Genomic DNA, 14,556 nt, shown 5'->3' with positions numbered 1-14,556 from the left:
ACAAACCTCATTTCTTTCTAAATAATTTCACGAGTACAGGAATCCGGTATTGAATTTTTCCAAGAAGGTTGGTCTTAAGCAAAACGCTAAAAAGGCTTGTCAGATGTTTTTCCAAGTTTCTATTATAAATTTTTTCACTTCTTATGAAAGCCGTTAACCTTTTAGTCCCTTTTTCATAACATTTTTGAATATACCATTTTTATACATTATACATCAAATTTTTTTGTCTTACCTTTTTATCACTATTCATTATTTTCAATTTCATTGCTTGTAAAGAAGATGCAACCCCTTTTTCCGAATCAAAACTTCTTTTTCTGGAATGAGTTCTATCCCGCTTTTTCAATATAAGAAATCTTTCTGGTTTTTATTCTTCACATCTGAAACAATGTATGTTAATATATAGCTACATTATAATAATTTTAATTTAAAAAATATATTAATCACCTTATATTACTTATTTTAATGCTATTATCAATATAATGAAGGTGATTATTATTCTCAATTAAAAAGAGTTTATTTTCAATTAAACAAGGAGGGTCACGATGAGCGCAGATGCGAATGCTTTGACAAATAAAAAAATCGTTCAAACGAAAATGGCGAAGTTGGAGAAACTGAAACCGCATCTTGAATTAATGGCAGCTTTATTAAGCGGTTTGCTTATTTTAGCAGCTTGGATAACGGAAAAAAATCATGCCGGACTGGTTCCAAGTGTGCTCTACCTGCTGGCGTTTGCTATCGGCGGTTTTGCCAAAGCAAAAGAAGGCATTGAAGAAACCATAAAAAATAAAGAATTAAATGTAGAAATATTAATGATTGTTGCAGCCATCGGATCGGCGAGCATCGGGTACTGGACAGAAGGAGCTGTTTTAATTTTTATTTTTTCTGTCAGCGGAGCTTTAGAAACGTATACCATGAATAAAAGCCAAAAAGAAATCTCTTCCTTAATGGATCTGCAGCCAGAAGAAGCGTGGCGAATCACCAACGGAAATTTGGAACGAGTTCCCGTTTTCAGTCTTAATATCGGCGACTTGATTATCGTGAAACCGGGTGAACGTATCCCTTCTGACGGCCGGATCGTAAAGGGAAGCTCTTCTGTAGATGAATCGGCGATTACTGGGGAATCCATGCCCGTAACGAAACAACTGGGTGAAGAAGTTTTTGCCGGAACCGTCAATATCAATGGCTCCATTACTGTTGAAATTACGAAACGATCGAATGAAACTCTATTCCAAAAAATCATTGAGCTTGTCCAATCTGCTCAAAGCGAAAAATCACCGTCACAGCTTTTTATTGAAAAATTCGAAGGGCGCTATGTCAAAGTGGTGTTGGCGGTTGTCTTGCTGATGATGTTTCTACCGCATTATTTGTTTGGATGGAGTTGGAATGAAACGTTCTATCGTGCAATGGTCCTTTTAGTTGTCGCTTCTCCGTGCGCCCTAGTCGCATCCATTATGCCCGCTACTCTTGCGGCTATTTCTAATGGCGCCCGGAACGGAATCTTAGTAAAAGGCGGTGTTCACTTAGAAAATTTAAGCCATTTAAAAGCAATCGCATTTGACAAGACCGGTACGCTGACAAAAGGAAAACCGGAAGTAACAGACATCATTGTCCGGAACGGCTTAGAAGAAGCGCATCTTATTCAAATGGCCGCTTCAATTGAAAATCAATCGAATCATCCGCTTGCACAGGCTATCGTAAAATTTGCCGAAGACAAGGAAATTCCGCTTTTAGAAGTAGACCAATTGGAAGACGTGGCCGGTTCTGGTGTAAAGGCAGCGATGGGAGGAGAAGAATGGAAAATCGGCAAAGCGGAATTCGTCGGTAAGGATGAGGCGCTTTCTTTCGCAAATGGAAAAGCAAAAGAGTTGGCGTCAGAAGGAAAAACCGTCGTTTTTGTCCGCGATTCGAACGGAATTGCTGCTCTCTTTGCTTTGAAAGACAGCATTCGGCCCGATGCCAAAAAAGCCATTGATCTTCTGCGCCAAGAAGGAATTTATACGATTATGTTGACCGGAGATAGCGATAAAACAGCGTACACCATCGGGAAAGAAGCTCACTTAGACGGTTATATTGCCGAATGCCTGCCCCAGCACAAAGCGGACTATGTGAAAAAAATTATGGAAAAATACGGGACGGTCGCAATGGTTGGCGACGGCATTAATGACGCCCCTGCCTTAGCAACCGCAAACGTTGGAATTGCCATGGGAGAAGGAACAGACGCAGCGCTTGAAACGGCTGATATTATTTTGATGAAAAATGATTTAGCCAAAATTGCCAATGCGATTCAGCTTTCCAAAAGAATGAATAAAATCGTAAAACAAAATATCGTCTTTTCGATCGCAGTCATTATGTTGTTAATTTGCTCCAACTTCCTTCAAATTCTCGATCTTCCTTTCGGAGTGATCGGTCACGAAGGAAGCACGATCTTAGTGATTTTAAACGGGCTTCGGCTTTTGAAATCTCCAAAAGAAAAAGCGTTCGAAGCACAAGAATTAAAAGCTTATTAAAAAACGAGAAATCGAAAAGGGGAGCGGCCAAAACGCTCCCCCTTTTTTATGAGTTGCTGCATAAAACGTATTGAAGTTATGGAATCGATCAAGCGGATTTTCAGGTTCAGCAGCTCCGGCTTTATCATTCTGTTCGCTTATTGCTCTCTGTTATCTTTTTGACCGTTCAAGGCCTTTCATGACCTTTTCATCCAGATACCCTTCAGCGCACGATCCCAACCATAGTCCACTACTTTCCGCTTTCCGTCGTTTCCTTTTCGTTATGGATGTCTTGATAGGATGCATCCTTTTTTTCAGGCAAAAACGTATCTTTTGCTTCCGTCAGCAATTCCTTCACTTGCGGTGTTAAATCACGAAGATCCTCCACTTTTTCACGGATAAAGCCAACATCTTCATTCACTTGTTTGACCGTTTCTTTAGCTTTTTCTACTATCTCCTTAGTGGAAGAAATGATGCGATTTGGATCTTTTGCGATTTGGACAACATATTGGCACACTTTAGACATTTTAGAGCGTGTGGACTTGTCCAATAAACTGACAGCAGCCCCTGCGGCAGCACCGATGAACATTCCTGCAAAGAATTTATTTCTCCCCATTTTTTTACCCCCTTAAAGGTTATGTTCCTTTTTAATTAGCGCAAGCAGACGGTCGCAGCCTTTTTTGATCAGCTCATAAACCTCTTCAAAATTACCGGTGAAATAAGGATCAGGTACATCCTTTTGCTCAGATTCTTCCACTAAGTCAAGCAAACGAATGATGTGTGTAGTGGAAGCATCTCCAGCAAGCTTATGTAAATCATCCACGTTGCTTTGATCCATCGCCACAATATAATCGAATTTGTTTAAGTCTTCTCGCTGTACAAAAGAAAGGAAGGGTTGGATTGATTCACGTCTTGTTTGTCTGCTTAGGAAATATTTGTCGTTCTCCCATGGCTGAGGCGATGTTTCGTGACATGGTAAAACGAGAAAAGTTAGATCAAAAAATTGCGGTTGACTCAGCTGGCATCGGCGGCTGGCATATCGGAGAATCTCCTCATCATGGAACGTTGTCCATATTAAAAAAATATCAAATTAACCATGAAGGGCTTGTCGCCCGCCAAGAAAAGCAAATGGTATTATCATTATTCTACAAAATTTTTCATTGAAAAACGACAAAGAAATAGTGGTATTTCTTTGTCATTGTTCATAGAACACGAACGAAAGCGACCTTTCGGCTTTCAAACCATAGATCCTATCTCTTCTCGGCTCGGTTTGACAGGAATGAAAAAACATGAAAATATATGAATAAGTACTAGCCGAAAAGGGAAAGGATGGATCAAGTGGATCTCTCAAAAAACACATTAGAAAATATTGAGTTTATGGTGGAAAAGATTAAAGAAAAGCTAAAAATGGTCAACGGTGATGCTTTAAAATCTACTAATTTTAGTTCCGACAAATATGAAGAACTAAAAGAAATTTATGAACTAGTACAGAGAAAAAATCATTTCAGCCCTAATGAGATGCAAGCGATTGTGGAAGAACTCGGATATTTGAGAAAGTAAGGAAAAACTGCCGGTTTAGTGGGAGCCGGCAGTTTTTTCTTCCTCTTGATCGGTTAGTATGAGAATTCCGTCCTTTGTAACAGCGATCGTATGCTCATATTGAGCAGACAGCGATCCATCCATTGTTCTAGCCGTCCAGCCATTAGCGTCCATTTTCGTTGCCCAATGGCCTATGTTCACCATCGGTTCAATCGTAAAGACCATCCCTTCTTTTATGCGCGGACCTTTTCCAGGGAGGCCGAAATGAGGAACATCCGGTTTCTCATGAATGACCGCACCTATTCCATGGCCGATAAAATCTCGAACGACAGAAAAACCTTCCGCCTCCACATAAGTTTGAATAGCGTGGCCAATATCTCCAATTCTATTTCCTATTTTCACCTGTTCGATTCCTTTATATAACGCTGTCTTCGTTACATCTAATAATTTTTGGGTTTGTGGATCGACTTCTCCAACAGCATAAGACCAAGCCGAATCTGCCAGCCCGCCGTTTAACCGGACCACCATATCAATCGTGACAATATCTCCTTCTTTTAACGCTTGTTTCCGGGGAAATCCATGACATACTTCATCGTTGACGCTCGCGCAAGTTGCATATTCGTAGCCACGATATCCTTTTTGTTCCGGTGTCGCTCCGTGTTTTTTCAAATATTCGTCCACGAAAACTTCAATGTCCCAAGTTGTCACTCCCGGCTTAATCAGTTTAGCTATTTCTTTATGGGTGGAAGCAAGAAGCTTTCCCGCTTCATGCATTTTTTCAATCTCACGTGGAGATTTCAATACGATCATGAAAATCCTACCTTTCTTTTTTGCTCCGTTTCATTTCTCAAGTTTAAGGAAACGCACAATGATATGTTTCAATATTCTATGTTTATTATATGTTTTTTTTCTTTACTTTTACAAAAAAAATGAAGGGTTTGACTCGCTGACACAATCATTTCTCGTCGTGTCAGCAAGTCAAACCCTTGACTAATGCCTTCTTCATGTCGTAAAAATGTTCTATTGCAAAAGTTTCAAGGATTCGCGATTAAACGCCGGAATATCGTCTGGTGTCCGGCTCGTTACTAATTGGTTGTCGCTTACAACCACTTCTTCATCTTTATAATGAGCGCCGGCGTATTCCATATCAACACGAATGGATTTATAGCCAGTAGCCGTTTTTCCTTCCAGAGCTTTCGCCGTGATGAGGAGCTGTGGACCATGGCAAATCGCAAATACCGGTTTTTTAGAATCCATAAAATCTTTAACAAATTGAACAAACCGGTCATCGGCACGTAATATGTCTGGTGAAAATCCTCCCGGGATCAACAAAGCATCGTAATTTTCCACTTTCGCGTTATCGATGCTTTCATCGATCGTAATAACAGCGTCGCCATGTTTGCCTTTTACCGTTTTCCCTTTTTCTTTTTCAATATTGACAATTTCATGGCCTGCTTCTTTATAGGCTTTTACAGGTTCAGTGTACTCAGAGTCTTCCACCATATCTGTTACCAATACGGCAATTTTTTTACCCATCGTTTGTTCTCCCCCTTTACGACTTTATCCGATATTTATTGTACCCCTTCTTTTGTTTATTAAACAAACATTATGCTTATTGCTGTACGTTCTTCTGTTGATTGATCGGCATAATGAGTACTTCCACGCGTCGGTTTTTAGCCCTTCCTTCCGGGGTAGAGTTGTCTGCAACCGGCTGGTATTCGCCGTATCCTTTGGCACTAAATTGGCTCGGGTCCAATTTCGGATTTTCCAAAAGAATTTTCATAAAATTGATGGCCCTCATAGCGCTTAATTCCCAGTTGGATTCAAATGAAGCCGTTTTAATCGGAACGTTATCGGTGTGTCCGCTGATAATGATTTGATGAGGAGGATTCATGACAAGTAAATTTGACAGTTCTCTAGCCATTTGAACGTCCTCTTTCCGAATGGTCGCTTTTCCGGAGTCGAATAATACATTATCTCGAATTCTCAACAAAAGTCCCTCGCTTGTCAAGGACGTGGTAATTTTATTCGTCAAATGTTTTTTTTCGATATATTGATTGATTCTTCCCTCTACTTGTTTTAATTCTTTTTCATCTTTTTTGTTCAGAATGTCATCTTTATTCGCCTTACCGTCGGGGGACGGAACCGGAGTTTGAATCGTATCGGAAAAATCCATGACCCCTGTGCTGCCTTGAAATATATCATTAAAGGTCTGCGCAAATTTTTGAAACTTTTTCGCATCGACCGCACTCATGGAAAAGAGGACAATAAATAGCGCCAAAAGCAATGTTAGCAAGTCAGAATAAGGAAGCAGCCAAGATTCACTTATACGCTCATCGTCATTCCTTTTTTTACGCTTCGCCATTTTGACTGACACCTTCCGCTTCCATCATCATATTCTTTCGTTCCTCTTGAGGCAAAAAAGAAGACAATTTTTGTTCAATAGTGCGAGGGGCCTCTCCTTCGATGATCGATAAAATTCCTTCTATCATCATTTCTTTTAATTGAACTTCTTGCTGCGATTTTCGTCTTAATTTATTGGCAAATGGATTCCACAATACATATCCGGTAAAAATCCCTAACATGGTAGCCACGAATGCTGCCGAAATGGCATGCCCTAATGCATCCGTATCCGACATATTTCCGAGGGCAGCTATTAATCCGATTACCGCTCCAAGCACCCCAAGCGAAGGAGCATATGTACCCGCTTGCAAAAAAATGGAAATTCCAACTTTGTGGCGTTCCTCCATCGCTTCAATCTCTTCCGTTAAGACATCGCGGATGTAGTCGGCATTTTGACCGTCGACCGCCAGACTTAAACCGTTCTTCAAAAAAGGGTCTTCTATCTCGTCCAGTCTTGATTCCAAGGCAAGAAGACCTTCTCTGCGGGCAATTTCCGCCCACTCCGAAAACAAACGAATCACCTCAAGCCGACTCATTAATTTTTGCTCTTTAAAAATAATCGCAAACAATTTTGGAACTTTTTTTATTTCGTTCGTTGGAAAAGCGATGGTCACAGCAGATATAGTCCCTGCAATAATGATCAAAAAAGCGGCGGGATTCGCTAATACCGAAAGGTTGACCCCCTTTAACACCATACCGACCCCAATGGCAATAATTCCGAGTATTACTCCAATAATTGTTGTCTTATCCATCATTCTCACCCTATTTACTAAATTTCTATTTCTATTGTCATGGACCGCCAATGAACGTACTGCTATTTTTAAGGTTTCATTTACTATATCGACTAAAATTGACAAACCTTAACGCAAAAAGGACAATTCATTGAAATCACGATGGTTTTTTCCTACGTTTAAACCAAGGTTATGACTTCTTTACATCAAGAATTACTGTTTGATCCGATGATCCTTTTTTCGATCTTCTGCTCATATCTTTTAAATAGAGACGAATTCGTTTTTATTTTTCTTTTAGAAAGCAGTTGATTGTATTGAATCAGCCGCTGGGACCATTGTTTTTCCAGTCTTTTTCTTTCTTGTTCATCATGGCATTGCCGGATCAGTTCTTCGATTGTCAAAAACTCTTTTCGAATCTCCTGTTCTTCCTCCATATATCCTGCGTTTTTCATGATTCGATAAGCCATTCTCAAGTCTTCCGGAATTTCCACCATGCTGTCCATTTTCAACGGCTTCCCTTTCCCCGGAAGATCATCGAACGCTCCTTTTTCGTAAGCTGCCTTGATTTTTTCTTCCGCCAGTAAAGTAAAATAATCCACTAAAACTCCCCCGTGTTAAAATTGTACTATATTTTCCATTCCGAAGAACGAGCTCTGTTACAGCCATATCCTTTTTACCATTAAAGAAATTCCAAAAAAACCAAGCCTATACCTCCGATAATAAATATTAATGAAAGAAAAAGCAGAGAAGTTGAACCAATGGGTGCAGTGAATAAATCCAGTATTTCCAAAAATATTGCGGTTTTTTTGGCGCTTGGAGATAACTCTTTTATTTCCTTCCAGCTATCTTTAAAATAAATCACTCCAAACGGTAAAAGAGCAATTCCTACTACTAATAATGTAATACCTACTGCCGTTGTCAAATCACTTCCCTCACTATCTATGAAATAGATCTTTTACTGCCATTGATTACACGTCATAACGAAAAACATCGCCCAATCCCCTCCATCTGCATTCTTGCGTGTTGCATAAAAGTTTTAAAAATAAAATAAACTCGTCGAAAGTCCAAATTTTTTAAATATAGGGGATCAATATGGTATACTTATGTTAACGAGCACGTAATTCATGTTTTATCTGTTCGATCCCTATCATTGTCCACAAGTTTTGCACATTTATTTTCCTCATGAAAAAAAGGTTTCATATTTTTCACTTTTAATTTATCACATTTAGAATGAGCAGCACTTGGAAGACGATCAAATCATCATTTTTGTATATATAGTGGCAGCATGATGGAAAAGTTGTCCCTTTTATAGAAAAGGATACTGTTTCCCCATTAAAAATCTTCTGTCCTACCGAATGATTTCGGTGTTCATTCAAACTTCCTTTATTCCCGCTTTTCTCTGCTGTCTGCCTATTTCGGAGATGATTCTTGATTCGAAGCAACGTTCCAATATATTGGTGACGTGCATGAATAAAGTTTCAAAACAACCTATAAAAATAAATGGTATAGAAAGGAAAGATGCGAATGGAGAATGTGGAATACCAAAAGTTATCCAAAAAATCTATTTTGATTAACGGCATTTTTATTACATTAGGCGCCATTTTAATGGCAGTGGGATTGGAAATCTTTTTAGTTCCTAATCACATCATCGACGGCGGCATTACAGGCATTTCCATTATTTTGTCCCACCTATTAGATGTAAAACTGGGTATTTTCCTGTTTGTTCTCAATATTCCTTTTTTTATCATCGGGTACAAACAATTAGGAAAAAGATTTACGATTTCCATATTATACGGGATTATCGTTCTATCCGTTTTTACTTCGCTGCTTACTCCTGTTGCCGGTATTACTGACGATATCCTTTTAGCAGCCGTTTTTGGGGGAATTACGATCGGAGTAGGGGTCGGTCTTGTCATCCGGTTCGGGGGCGCCCTCGATGGAACAGAAATATTAGCGATTTTAATCAGCAGCAAATCGGCATTATCTGTCGGACAAATTGTCTTGTTCTTTAATATTTTTATCCTTGGAAGCGCCGGATTTGTTTTCGGCTGGGATCATGCCATGTATTCCCTTATCGCTTACTTTATCGCATTCAAAATGATCGATATCGTGGTAGAAGGATTGGAGCAATCACGTTCTGTCTGGATCATCAGTGATCGTGATACCGAAATTGGAGAAGCGCTCTTAACCAATTTAGGACGAGGCGTCACCTACTTGAACGGGGAAGGCGGATATAAAGGAACGGGCAAAAAAGTCATCTTTTGCGTCATCAACCGCTTGGAAGAGGCGCAATTAAAATCAATCGTCGACCGAATTGATCCGAACGCCTTTCTCGCCATCGGTGAAGTGGCGGAAGTAAAAGGTGGACAATTTAAAAAAAGAGGGGTCCACTAACATCTAGCGGGATGCCCAATCAAGGCAAGAAGCGGAGTCCACGCAAAAACTCCGCTTTTTTTCTGCGTATACTCCGTTTAATGGCTTTTTCTCAAAGCCTGTTCAGGGAAGACGTTACATGGATTTTACTTCCAGTTGAAGAGCCGGACCGAAAAATTCATAACGGACGTTTTCCGCAGAAATCCCGATATCCGCTAAATGCTGAATAACGGACTGCATAAATGGAACCGGACCGCATACGTAACAGATACTGTTTTTCGGAAGCACTCTTTGCAAAAACTCTTTGTCGATATGTCCAAGGTGATCGCATATCGTGCTTTCATTTTCTTTCGACGAATAGGCAATATAAGATTTGCCGTTCTTAAGTTGGCTGATATAGCGATCGACTTCATCTGAAAAAGCACGTGCTTTTTCATTGCGTGCAGCATGAATAAACGTTACTTCTCGTTTGCTGTTTTCTCTCGCCAACGTTTCCAGCATGCTCATCATCGGAGTAATGCCAACGCCGCCGCTTATCATGGCAACCGGATTCGTTTCTTCCTTATTTAATACAAATTCTCCTGCGGGAGCACTCACTTCGATCACATCGCCTTCTTTGGCCTGTTCATGCAAATAAACTGATACTTTTCCATACGGTTCATGATCAGCTTCCTTTTTCACGGAAATGCGGAAATAATCATGAAAAGGACCGCAAGATAAACTGTATTGGCGATTAAACAAATACTTTTCTCCCGGAATTCTCAATCGAACGGTAATATATTGCCCCGGTAAATAGGAAGGAACCGGAACGCCGTCTTTCGGTTTTAAATAAAAAGAAGTGATCAGGGAACTTTCAGGCACCTTTTTTATAATTTCAAATTCTTTGAAATCTCTAAAACCGCCTTTTTGATTTTCTGCTTCTTCATAAAGTTCCTTCTCTACTTTTATAAAGACATTCGCAATTTCTTGATATGCCTCTTCCCAGGCAGACAAAATTTCATCGGTTGCAGCGTCCCCCAGCACTTCCTTTATCGCTGCCAACAAGTTTTCGCCTACAATCGGATATTGCTCCGGTTTGATCCCCAAGCTGCGGTGTTTATGAGCAATCAGCTTCACGGCCGGAAGTATCGCTTCCAATTCGTCAATATGCTTGGCAGCGGCAAGTACCGCATTCGCCAGCGCGGTTTGCTGCCGGCCTTTCTGTTGATTCGCATGATTGAAAATATTGAGCAGCTCCGGATGGTTGGAAAACATTCTTTTGTAAAAATGAGAAGTAATCTCTGTTCCTCTTTTTTCCAAAATCGGGACAGTGGATTTCACAATGTCAATTGTTTCTTGAGATAACATATTTTTCATCTCCTGAAAAGAAGTATTTTATTTGCATCTTTAAAATAGAGGAAATTAGTGCTGAAAGCAATATCAAAAATACATCTTTAATAGAACGTTCACATTTAGTGTTTTTTATTCAAATGGGGTATAATATAGTGATACTAAGAGTTGCCTTGAAATAGGGAATTTAGAAATGAAAATGTTTAGGTGATGTCATTGAGACTTACTTCTTATACAGATTACGCATTAAGAGTTCTGATATTTTTAGCAGCCAAAGGCAATGATGAACTGTCCAGCATTCGAGAAATTTCCGAAGTATATGGAATTTCCAAAAATCATTTAATGAAAATCATTTACGGACTTGGGAAAATGGGGATTATCAAAACGATCCGCGGACGAAATGGCGGAATACGGCTTGCAAAGGAACCAAAGGATATTAATATCGGAGCCGTTGTGAGACAAACAGAAGAAGATTTTCGTATTGTTGAATGTTTTGATTCCGACCATAATGTTTGTGTGATATCCCCTGTCTGTACTTTGCGGCACATATTGCACGAAGCCCTGGCCGCCTATCTTCACGTTTTAGATCAGTATACACTGGCCGATTTGGTCGCTGACCCTAAAAGCTATCGAATACACTTTATGAAACAGAGCGAAACGTAATTACGTTTCGCTCTGTTTTTCCAAAAACTCTTTCAGTACAACTGCATGATTGCGAACCGGTTCTTTTGCAGCGTATAATAATGTGACAGTATTATTTTCACCCATTTTCACGAGTTTTAAAATCGAGTTTTGCCGATCTTCGCTTTGAAGTTCATTCCAATACATTTCTTTAAAATCCAAAAATTTGCTTCGATGTTGATGAAACCATTTCCGCAATTCATGGCTTGGTGCTACTTCCTTCATCCATTCATCGATTTGTGCTTTCTCCTTTGATAACCCCCGCGGCCACAGCCGGTCAATCAATATTCTTTTCCCATCTTGTTTTGAAGCCGCTTCGTAAACACGTTTCAATTGAAACAAAAATATTCCCCCTTTCCATTGGCATTATGGCACAGTTTCTTCTCAACCGAAAGCGAGAAACGAGGGTTGCTTTGATTCAACTGAAAGTCTTGATACAATAAAGAGGACACTTTAGCAAAGAAGGGGATTAGATGGAACTATTTCAAACAAAATTAGAAAAATATGCAGAATTGGCCGTAAAGGTTGGCGTCAATATTCAAAAAGGACAAACCCTTGTCATTAATGCTGGTCTAGAAGCGGCTGACTTCGTACGGCTTATTACCAAAAAAGCTTATGAAGCCGGCGCCAAACATGTCTATGTCGATTGGCACGATGACGCCATCTCCCGAATGAAATATGAGCTGGCGCCAGATGAAGCGTTCGACGATTATCCGATTTGGCGGGCAAAAGAAAAAGAAGAACTGGCTGAACAAGGAGCGGCGTTTATTTCCGTACTTTCTTCCAGTCCCGACCTTTTAAAAGGCGTGAATCCGGAACGAATCAGCCGCTATCAAAAGGCAGCTGGACAAGCGTTGACTAAGTTCCGCCAATACATTCAATCGGACAAAGTCAGTTGGACGATCATCGCTGCCGCTTCACAAGCATGGGCCAAAAAAGTTTTTCCAAACGAAGAAAAACCTGTGGAAAAATTATGGGAAGCCATTTTTGATGCAGTAAGAATTGGACAAGCGGATCCCATTGCGGCTTGGCAAAAACATGATAAGATTCTTCATGAAAAAGTTGAATATTTAAATCAAAAAAGGTTTCATAAGCTTCATTACAAAGCACCCGGCACCGATTTGACCATTGAGCTCCCTGAAAACCATATTTGGGTGGGAGCTGGAAGCATCAATGAAAACGGTGTGGCATTTATGGCCAATATGCCGACGGAAGAAGTATTTACCGCGCCCAAAAAAACGGGAGTCAATGGATATGTATCTAATACCAAGCCGTTGAGCTATGGAGGAAATATTATCGATGGCTTTACCATTACATTCAAAAACGGAAGAATTGTCGATGTGAAAGCGAAAGAAGGAGAAGAAATACTAAAGAAACTGGTAGAAACAGATGAAGGATCTCATTTTTTAGGAGAAGTAGCGCTTGTACCCCACCACTCACCTATCTCTGAATCGGGAATTCTTTTTTACAATACATTATTTGACGAAAATGCCTCCAATCACCTCGCGATCGGAAGCGCTTATGCTTTTTGCATCGAAGGCGGAAAGCAAATGTCGAAAGAGGAATTGGAAGAAAACGGACTGAATACAAGCATCACCCACGTGGACTTTATGATCGGATCAGAATCCATGGATATTGACGGCATCACCAAAGACGGAAAAACCGAACCGATTTTCCGCAATGGAAATTGGGCATTTAAAAAAAATTCCTTTATTGGAACGTTCCATTATTAAAAATAACTTTGATTCCATTCAATCTGAATCTAAGTGGAATGAACTTGCTCCACTTTAATAGGATTTAAAAGGCTCTGTTCGAATCCAAAATTTTCGTCCTTCCTAAACAAATCGGCGATCAGCCTTTCAGAAAGGCGCTTGATTAAAAGGAACCAAGAACAGAGCCTTTCTCTTTTTCCCCCTTCATCCTAAAAACTAAATTGATTCAACCGTTCATAATATTGTTTGAGAAAATCAAAAAAGAGTTTTTCCGTCGGCGGAAGATCTCGGCTTTTCGGGTAAATAACCCCGACCGTCCTGGTTATGATCGGATCGCTCACCGTGATGCTCACGGTTTCAGGGCTGGATTGCTCATCAAGCGTTGATTCCGGAAGAAGACTAATCCCAAGTCCCGCTTCCACTAAGCCTTTTATCGTATAGATATCTTCGCTTTCGAATGCGACATCAGGCTCAAATCCCACTTGCCGACAAGCATCCATCACCATTTTTCTCATATCGTAACCTGTTTGAAAAAGTACGAATGGCTCTTTTCTCAATTCATAAAGCCGAATTTCTTTTTTTTGGGCCAAAGGGTGATGAAACGGAAGTAGAGCTCTCATCCTTTCAGAAAAGAAAATATGGGTGTTTATTTTGGAATCCGTCGGAACCGGTGAAACAAACGCCAAATCAATTTCCCCGTTTTCCACCAGTCCTCGCAATTCCTTATTGGATCCTTGCCAAAATTTAAATCCAATCTCCGGATATTGTTTTCTAAATGCGGATATTACTCTCGGCAGCGTTTTAGCGGCCAATGAATTAGGAAAACCAATTCGGATCATTCCCTGTTTTGGATTTAAGTAGTCTTTGACTGCTTTAACCGATTTGTCGATCTCCTCCATTGCATTTTCAATATGTTCTAAAAAAATTTTGCCTATATGAGTTAACTTGACATTTCGACCATCTCTGGCAAACAAAACGACTCCGAGCTCATCTTCCAGCCGAGCGATCTGTCTGCTCACCGCCGACTGAGCAACATGAAGCTGATTGGCTGCCTCAGTCACATGTTCTTGCTTGGCCACTTCTATAAAATATTTAATTTGGCGCAGTTCCAATCTTCTTCTCCCCTTTTCTTTTTTTCATGATCTGTCGTAAAATTACCGTCTATCAAGCAAAAACTATATTAATATCAAAATTAGATTGTTTTATTCTTAATTATATATTGTTAGCATTAATAAAGAAATATACAATATAAGTACTGTTATCTGAAAAATAGAAACAATTCAAATTTACCTGCTTTTAACC

The 14,556-nt window shown here is 39.9% G+C and carries 16 protein-coding genes and 1 pseudogene; 6 read left to right on the top strand and 11 right to left on the bottom strand.

Annotation, left to right across the window (positions count from 1 at the left end):
- Nucleotides 1-542 precede the first annotated feature (542 nt).
- On the top strand, nt 543-2,507 hold the full coding sequence (locus BSM4216_RS03205) for a heavy metal translocating P-type ATPase (RefSeq protein WP_048622721.1): 1,965 nt from the start codon (nt 543-545) through the stop codon (nt 2,505-2,507).
- Nucleotides 2,508-2,736: 229 nt separating this feature from the next.
- On the opposite strand, the gene BSM4216_RS03200 is transcribed toward BSM4216_RS03205, so the two are convergent.
- Nucleotides 2,737-3,102: a hypothetical protein gene (locus BSM4216_RS03200; protein ID WP_048622720.1), complete on the bottom strand. Its 366-nt coding sequence runs from the start codon at nt 3,100-3,102 to the stop codon at nt 2,737-2,739.
- Nucleotides 3,103-3,114: 12 nt separating this feature from the next.
- The gene (locus tag BSM4216_RS03195; RefSeq protein ID WP_425304157.1) at nt 3,115-3,387 is read right to left on the bottom strand and encodes an arsenate reductase/protein-tyrosine-phosphatase family protein; all 273 of its coding nucleotides are present in this window, start codon (nt 3,385-3,387) and stop codon (nt 3,115-3,117) included.
- Between BSM4216_RS03195 and BSM4216_RS03190 the strand changes: the two are divergent.
- Nucleotides 3,387-3,632 (top strand): annotated as a pseudogene (locus tag BSM4216_RS03190) (arsenate reductase/protein-tyrosine-phosphatase family protein); the annotation flags it as partial. The gene BSM4216_RS03195 and the pseudogene BSM4216_RS03190 sit on opposite strands and share 1 nt — an antisense overlap.
- Nucleotides 3,633-3,824: 192 nt before the next feature.
- Nucleotides 3,825-4,046: a DUF1128 domain-containing protein gene (locus tag BSM4216_RS03185; RefSeq protein ID WP_040341556.1), complete on the top strand. Its 222-nt coding sequence runs from the start codon at nt 3,825-3,827 to the stop codon at nt 4,044-4,046.
- 15 nt (nt 4,047-4,061) lie between these two features.
- On the opposite strand, the gene map is transcribed toward BSM4216_RS03185, so the two are convergent.
- The 6 genes from map to BSM4216_RS03155 form a co-directional block, all read right to left on the bottom strand.
- On the bottom strand, nt 4,062-4,835 hold the full coding sequence (map, locus tag BSM4216_RS03180) for a type I methionyl aminopeptidase (RefSeq protein ID WP_048622719.1): 774 nt from the start codon (nt 4,833-4,835) through the stop codon (nt 4,062-4,064).
- A 210-nt stretch (nt 4,836-5,045) separates the two neighbouring features.
- Nucleotides 5,046-5,561 (bottom strand): type 1 glutamine amidotransferase domain-containing protein, encoded by a 516-nt coding sequence (locus BSM4216_RS03175; RefSeq protein ID WP_003354688.1) that lies wholly within the window; start codon nt 5,559-5,561, stop codon nt 5,046-5,048.
- Nucleotides 5,562-5,637: 76 nt separating this feature from the next.
- Entirely contained in the window at nt 5,638-6,390 is a 753-nt protein-coding gene (gene motB / locus BSM4216_RS03170) for a flagellar motor protein MotB (RefSeq protein WP_048622718.1), read from the bottom strand.
- Nucleotides 6,377-7,180: a flagellar motor stator protein MotA gene (motA, locus tag BSM4216_RS03165; RefSeq protein ID WP_048622717.1), complete on the bottom strand. Its 804-nt coding sequence runs from the start codon at nt 7,178-7,180 to the stop codon at nt 6,377-6,379. Before motA ends, motB begins: the two co-directional genes overlap by 14 nt.
- A gap of 185 nt (nt 7,181-7,365) precedes the next feature.
- A complete protein-coding gene (locus BSM4216_RS03160) occupies nt 7,366-7,758 on the bottom strand; it encodes a DnaJ family domain-containing protein (RefSeq protein WP_048622716.1) in 393 nt (130 codons plus the stop codon).
- 80 nt (nt 7,759-7,838) lie between these two features.
- Nucleotides 7,839-8,081 carry a hypothetical protein gene (locus BSM4216_RS03155; RefSeq protein ID WP_003354683.1) on the bottom strand — a complete coding sequence of 81 codons (243 nt, stop codon included), beginning with the start codon at nt 8,079-8,081 and terminating at the stop codon, nt 7,839-7,841.
- A gap of 602 nt (nt 8,082-8,683) precedes the next feature.
- Between BSM4216_RS03155 and BSM4216_RS03150 the strand changes: the two genes are divergently transcribed.
- Nucleotides 8,684-9,553, top strand: a complete 870-nt coding sequence (locus BSM4216_RS03150; RefSeq protein ID WP_048622715.1) for a YitT family protein — start codon at nt 8,684-8,686, stop codon at nt 9,551-9,553.
- A 114-nt stretch (nt 9,554-9,667) separates the two neighbouring features.
- Here the strand turns inward: BSM4216_RS03150 and hmpA are convergent, their stop codons facing one another.
- Nucleotides 9,668-10,879, bottom strand: coding sequence for an NO-inducible flavohemoprotein (gene hmpA, locus BSM4216_RS03145; RefSeq protein ID WP_048622714.1), 1,212 nt, complete (start codon nt 10,877-10,879; stop codon nt 9,668-9,670).
- A gap of 198 nt (nt 10,880-11,077) precedes the next feature.
- Here hmpA and BSM4216_RS03140 point away from each other — a divergent pair, with 198 nt between their 5' ends.
- A complete protein-coding gene (locus BSM4216_RS03140) occupies nt 11,078-11,524 on the top strand; it encodes an RrF2 family transcriptional regulator (protein ID WP_003354680.1) in 447 nt (148 codons plus the stop codon).
- Here BSM4216_RS03140 and BSM4216_RS03135 read toward each other — a convergent pair whose 3' ends face one another.
- On the bottom strand, nt 11,525-11,884 hold the full coding sequence (locus tag BSM4216_RS03135; protein ID WP_048622713.1) for a DUF488 domain-containing protein: 360 nt from the start codon (nt 11,882-11,884) through the stop codon (nt 11,525-11,527). It lies immediately after the preceding gene.
- A 131-nt stretch (nt 11,885-12,015) separates the two neighbouring features.
- Here BSM4216_RS03135 and BSM4216_RS03130 point away from each other — a divergent pair, with 131 nt between their 5' ends.
- Nucleotides 12,016-13,275, top strand: a complete 1,260-nt coding sequence (locus tag BSM4216_RS03130) for an aminopeptidase (RefSeq protein ID WP_048622712.1) — start codon at nt 12,016-12,018, stop codon at nt 13,273-13,275.
- A 188-nt stretch (nt 13,276-13,463) separates the two neighbouring features.
- Here the strand turns inward: BSM4216_RS03130 and gltC are convergent, their stop codons facing one another.
- On the bottom strand, nt 13,464-14,366 hold the full coding sequence (gltC, locus tag BSM4216_RS03125) for a glutamate biosynthesis transcriptional regulator GltC (protein ID WP_048622711.1): 903 nt from the start codon (nt 14,364-14,366) through the stop codon (nt 13,464-13,466).
- Nucleotides 14,367-14,556: the final 190 nt, after the last annotated feature.

The organism is Bacillus smithii, assembly GCF_001050115.1.
Taxonomy (GTDB): domain Bacteria; phylum Bacillota; class Bacilli; order Bacillales; family DSM-4216; genus Bacillus_O; species Bacillus_O smithii.
This window is presented reverse-complemented; position numbering and strand designations above follow the sequence as displayed.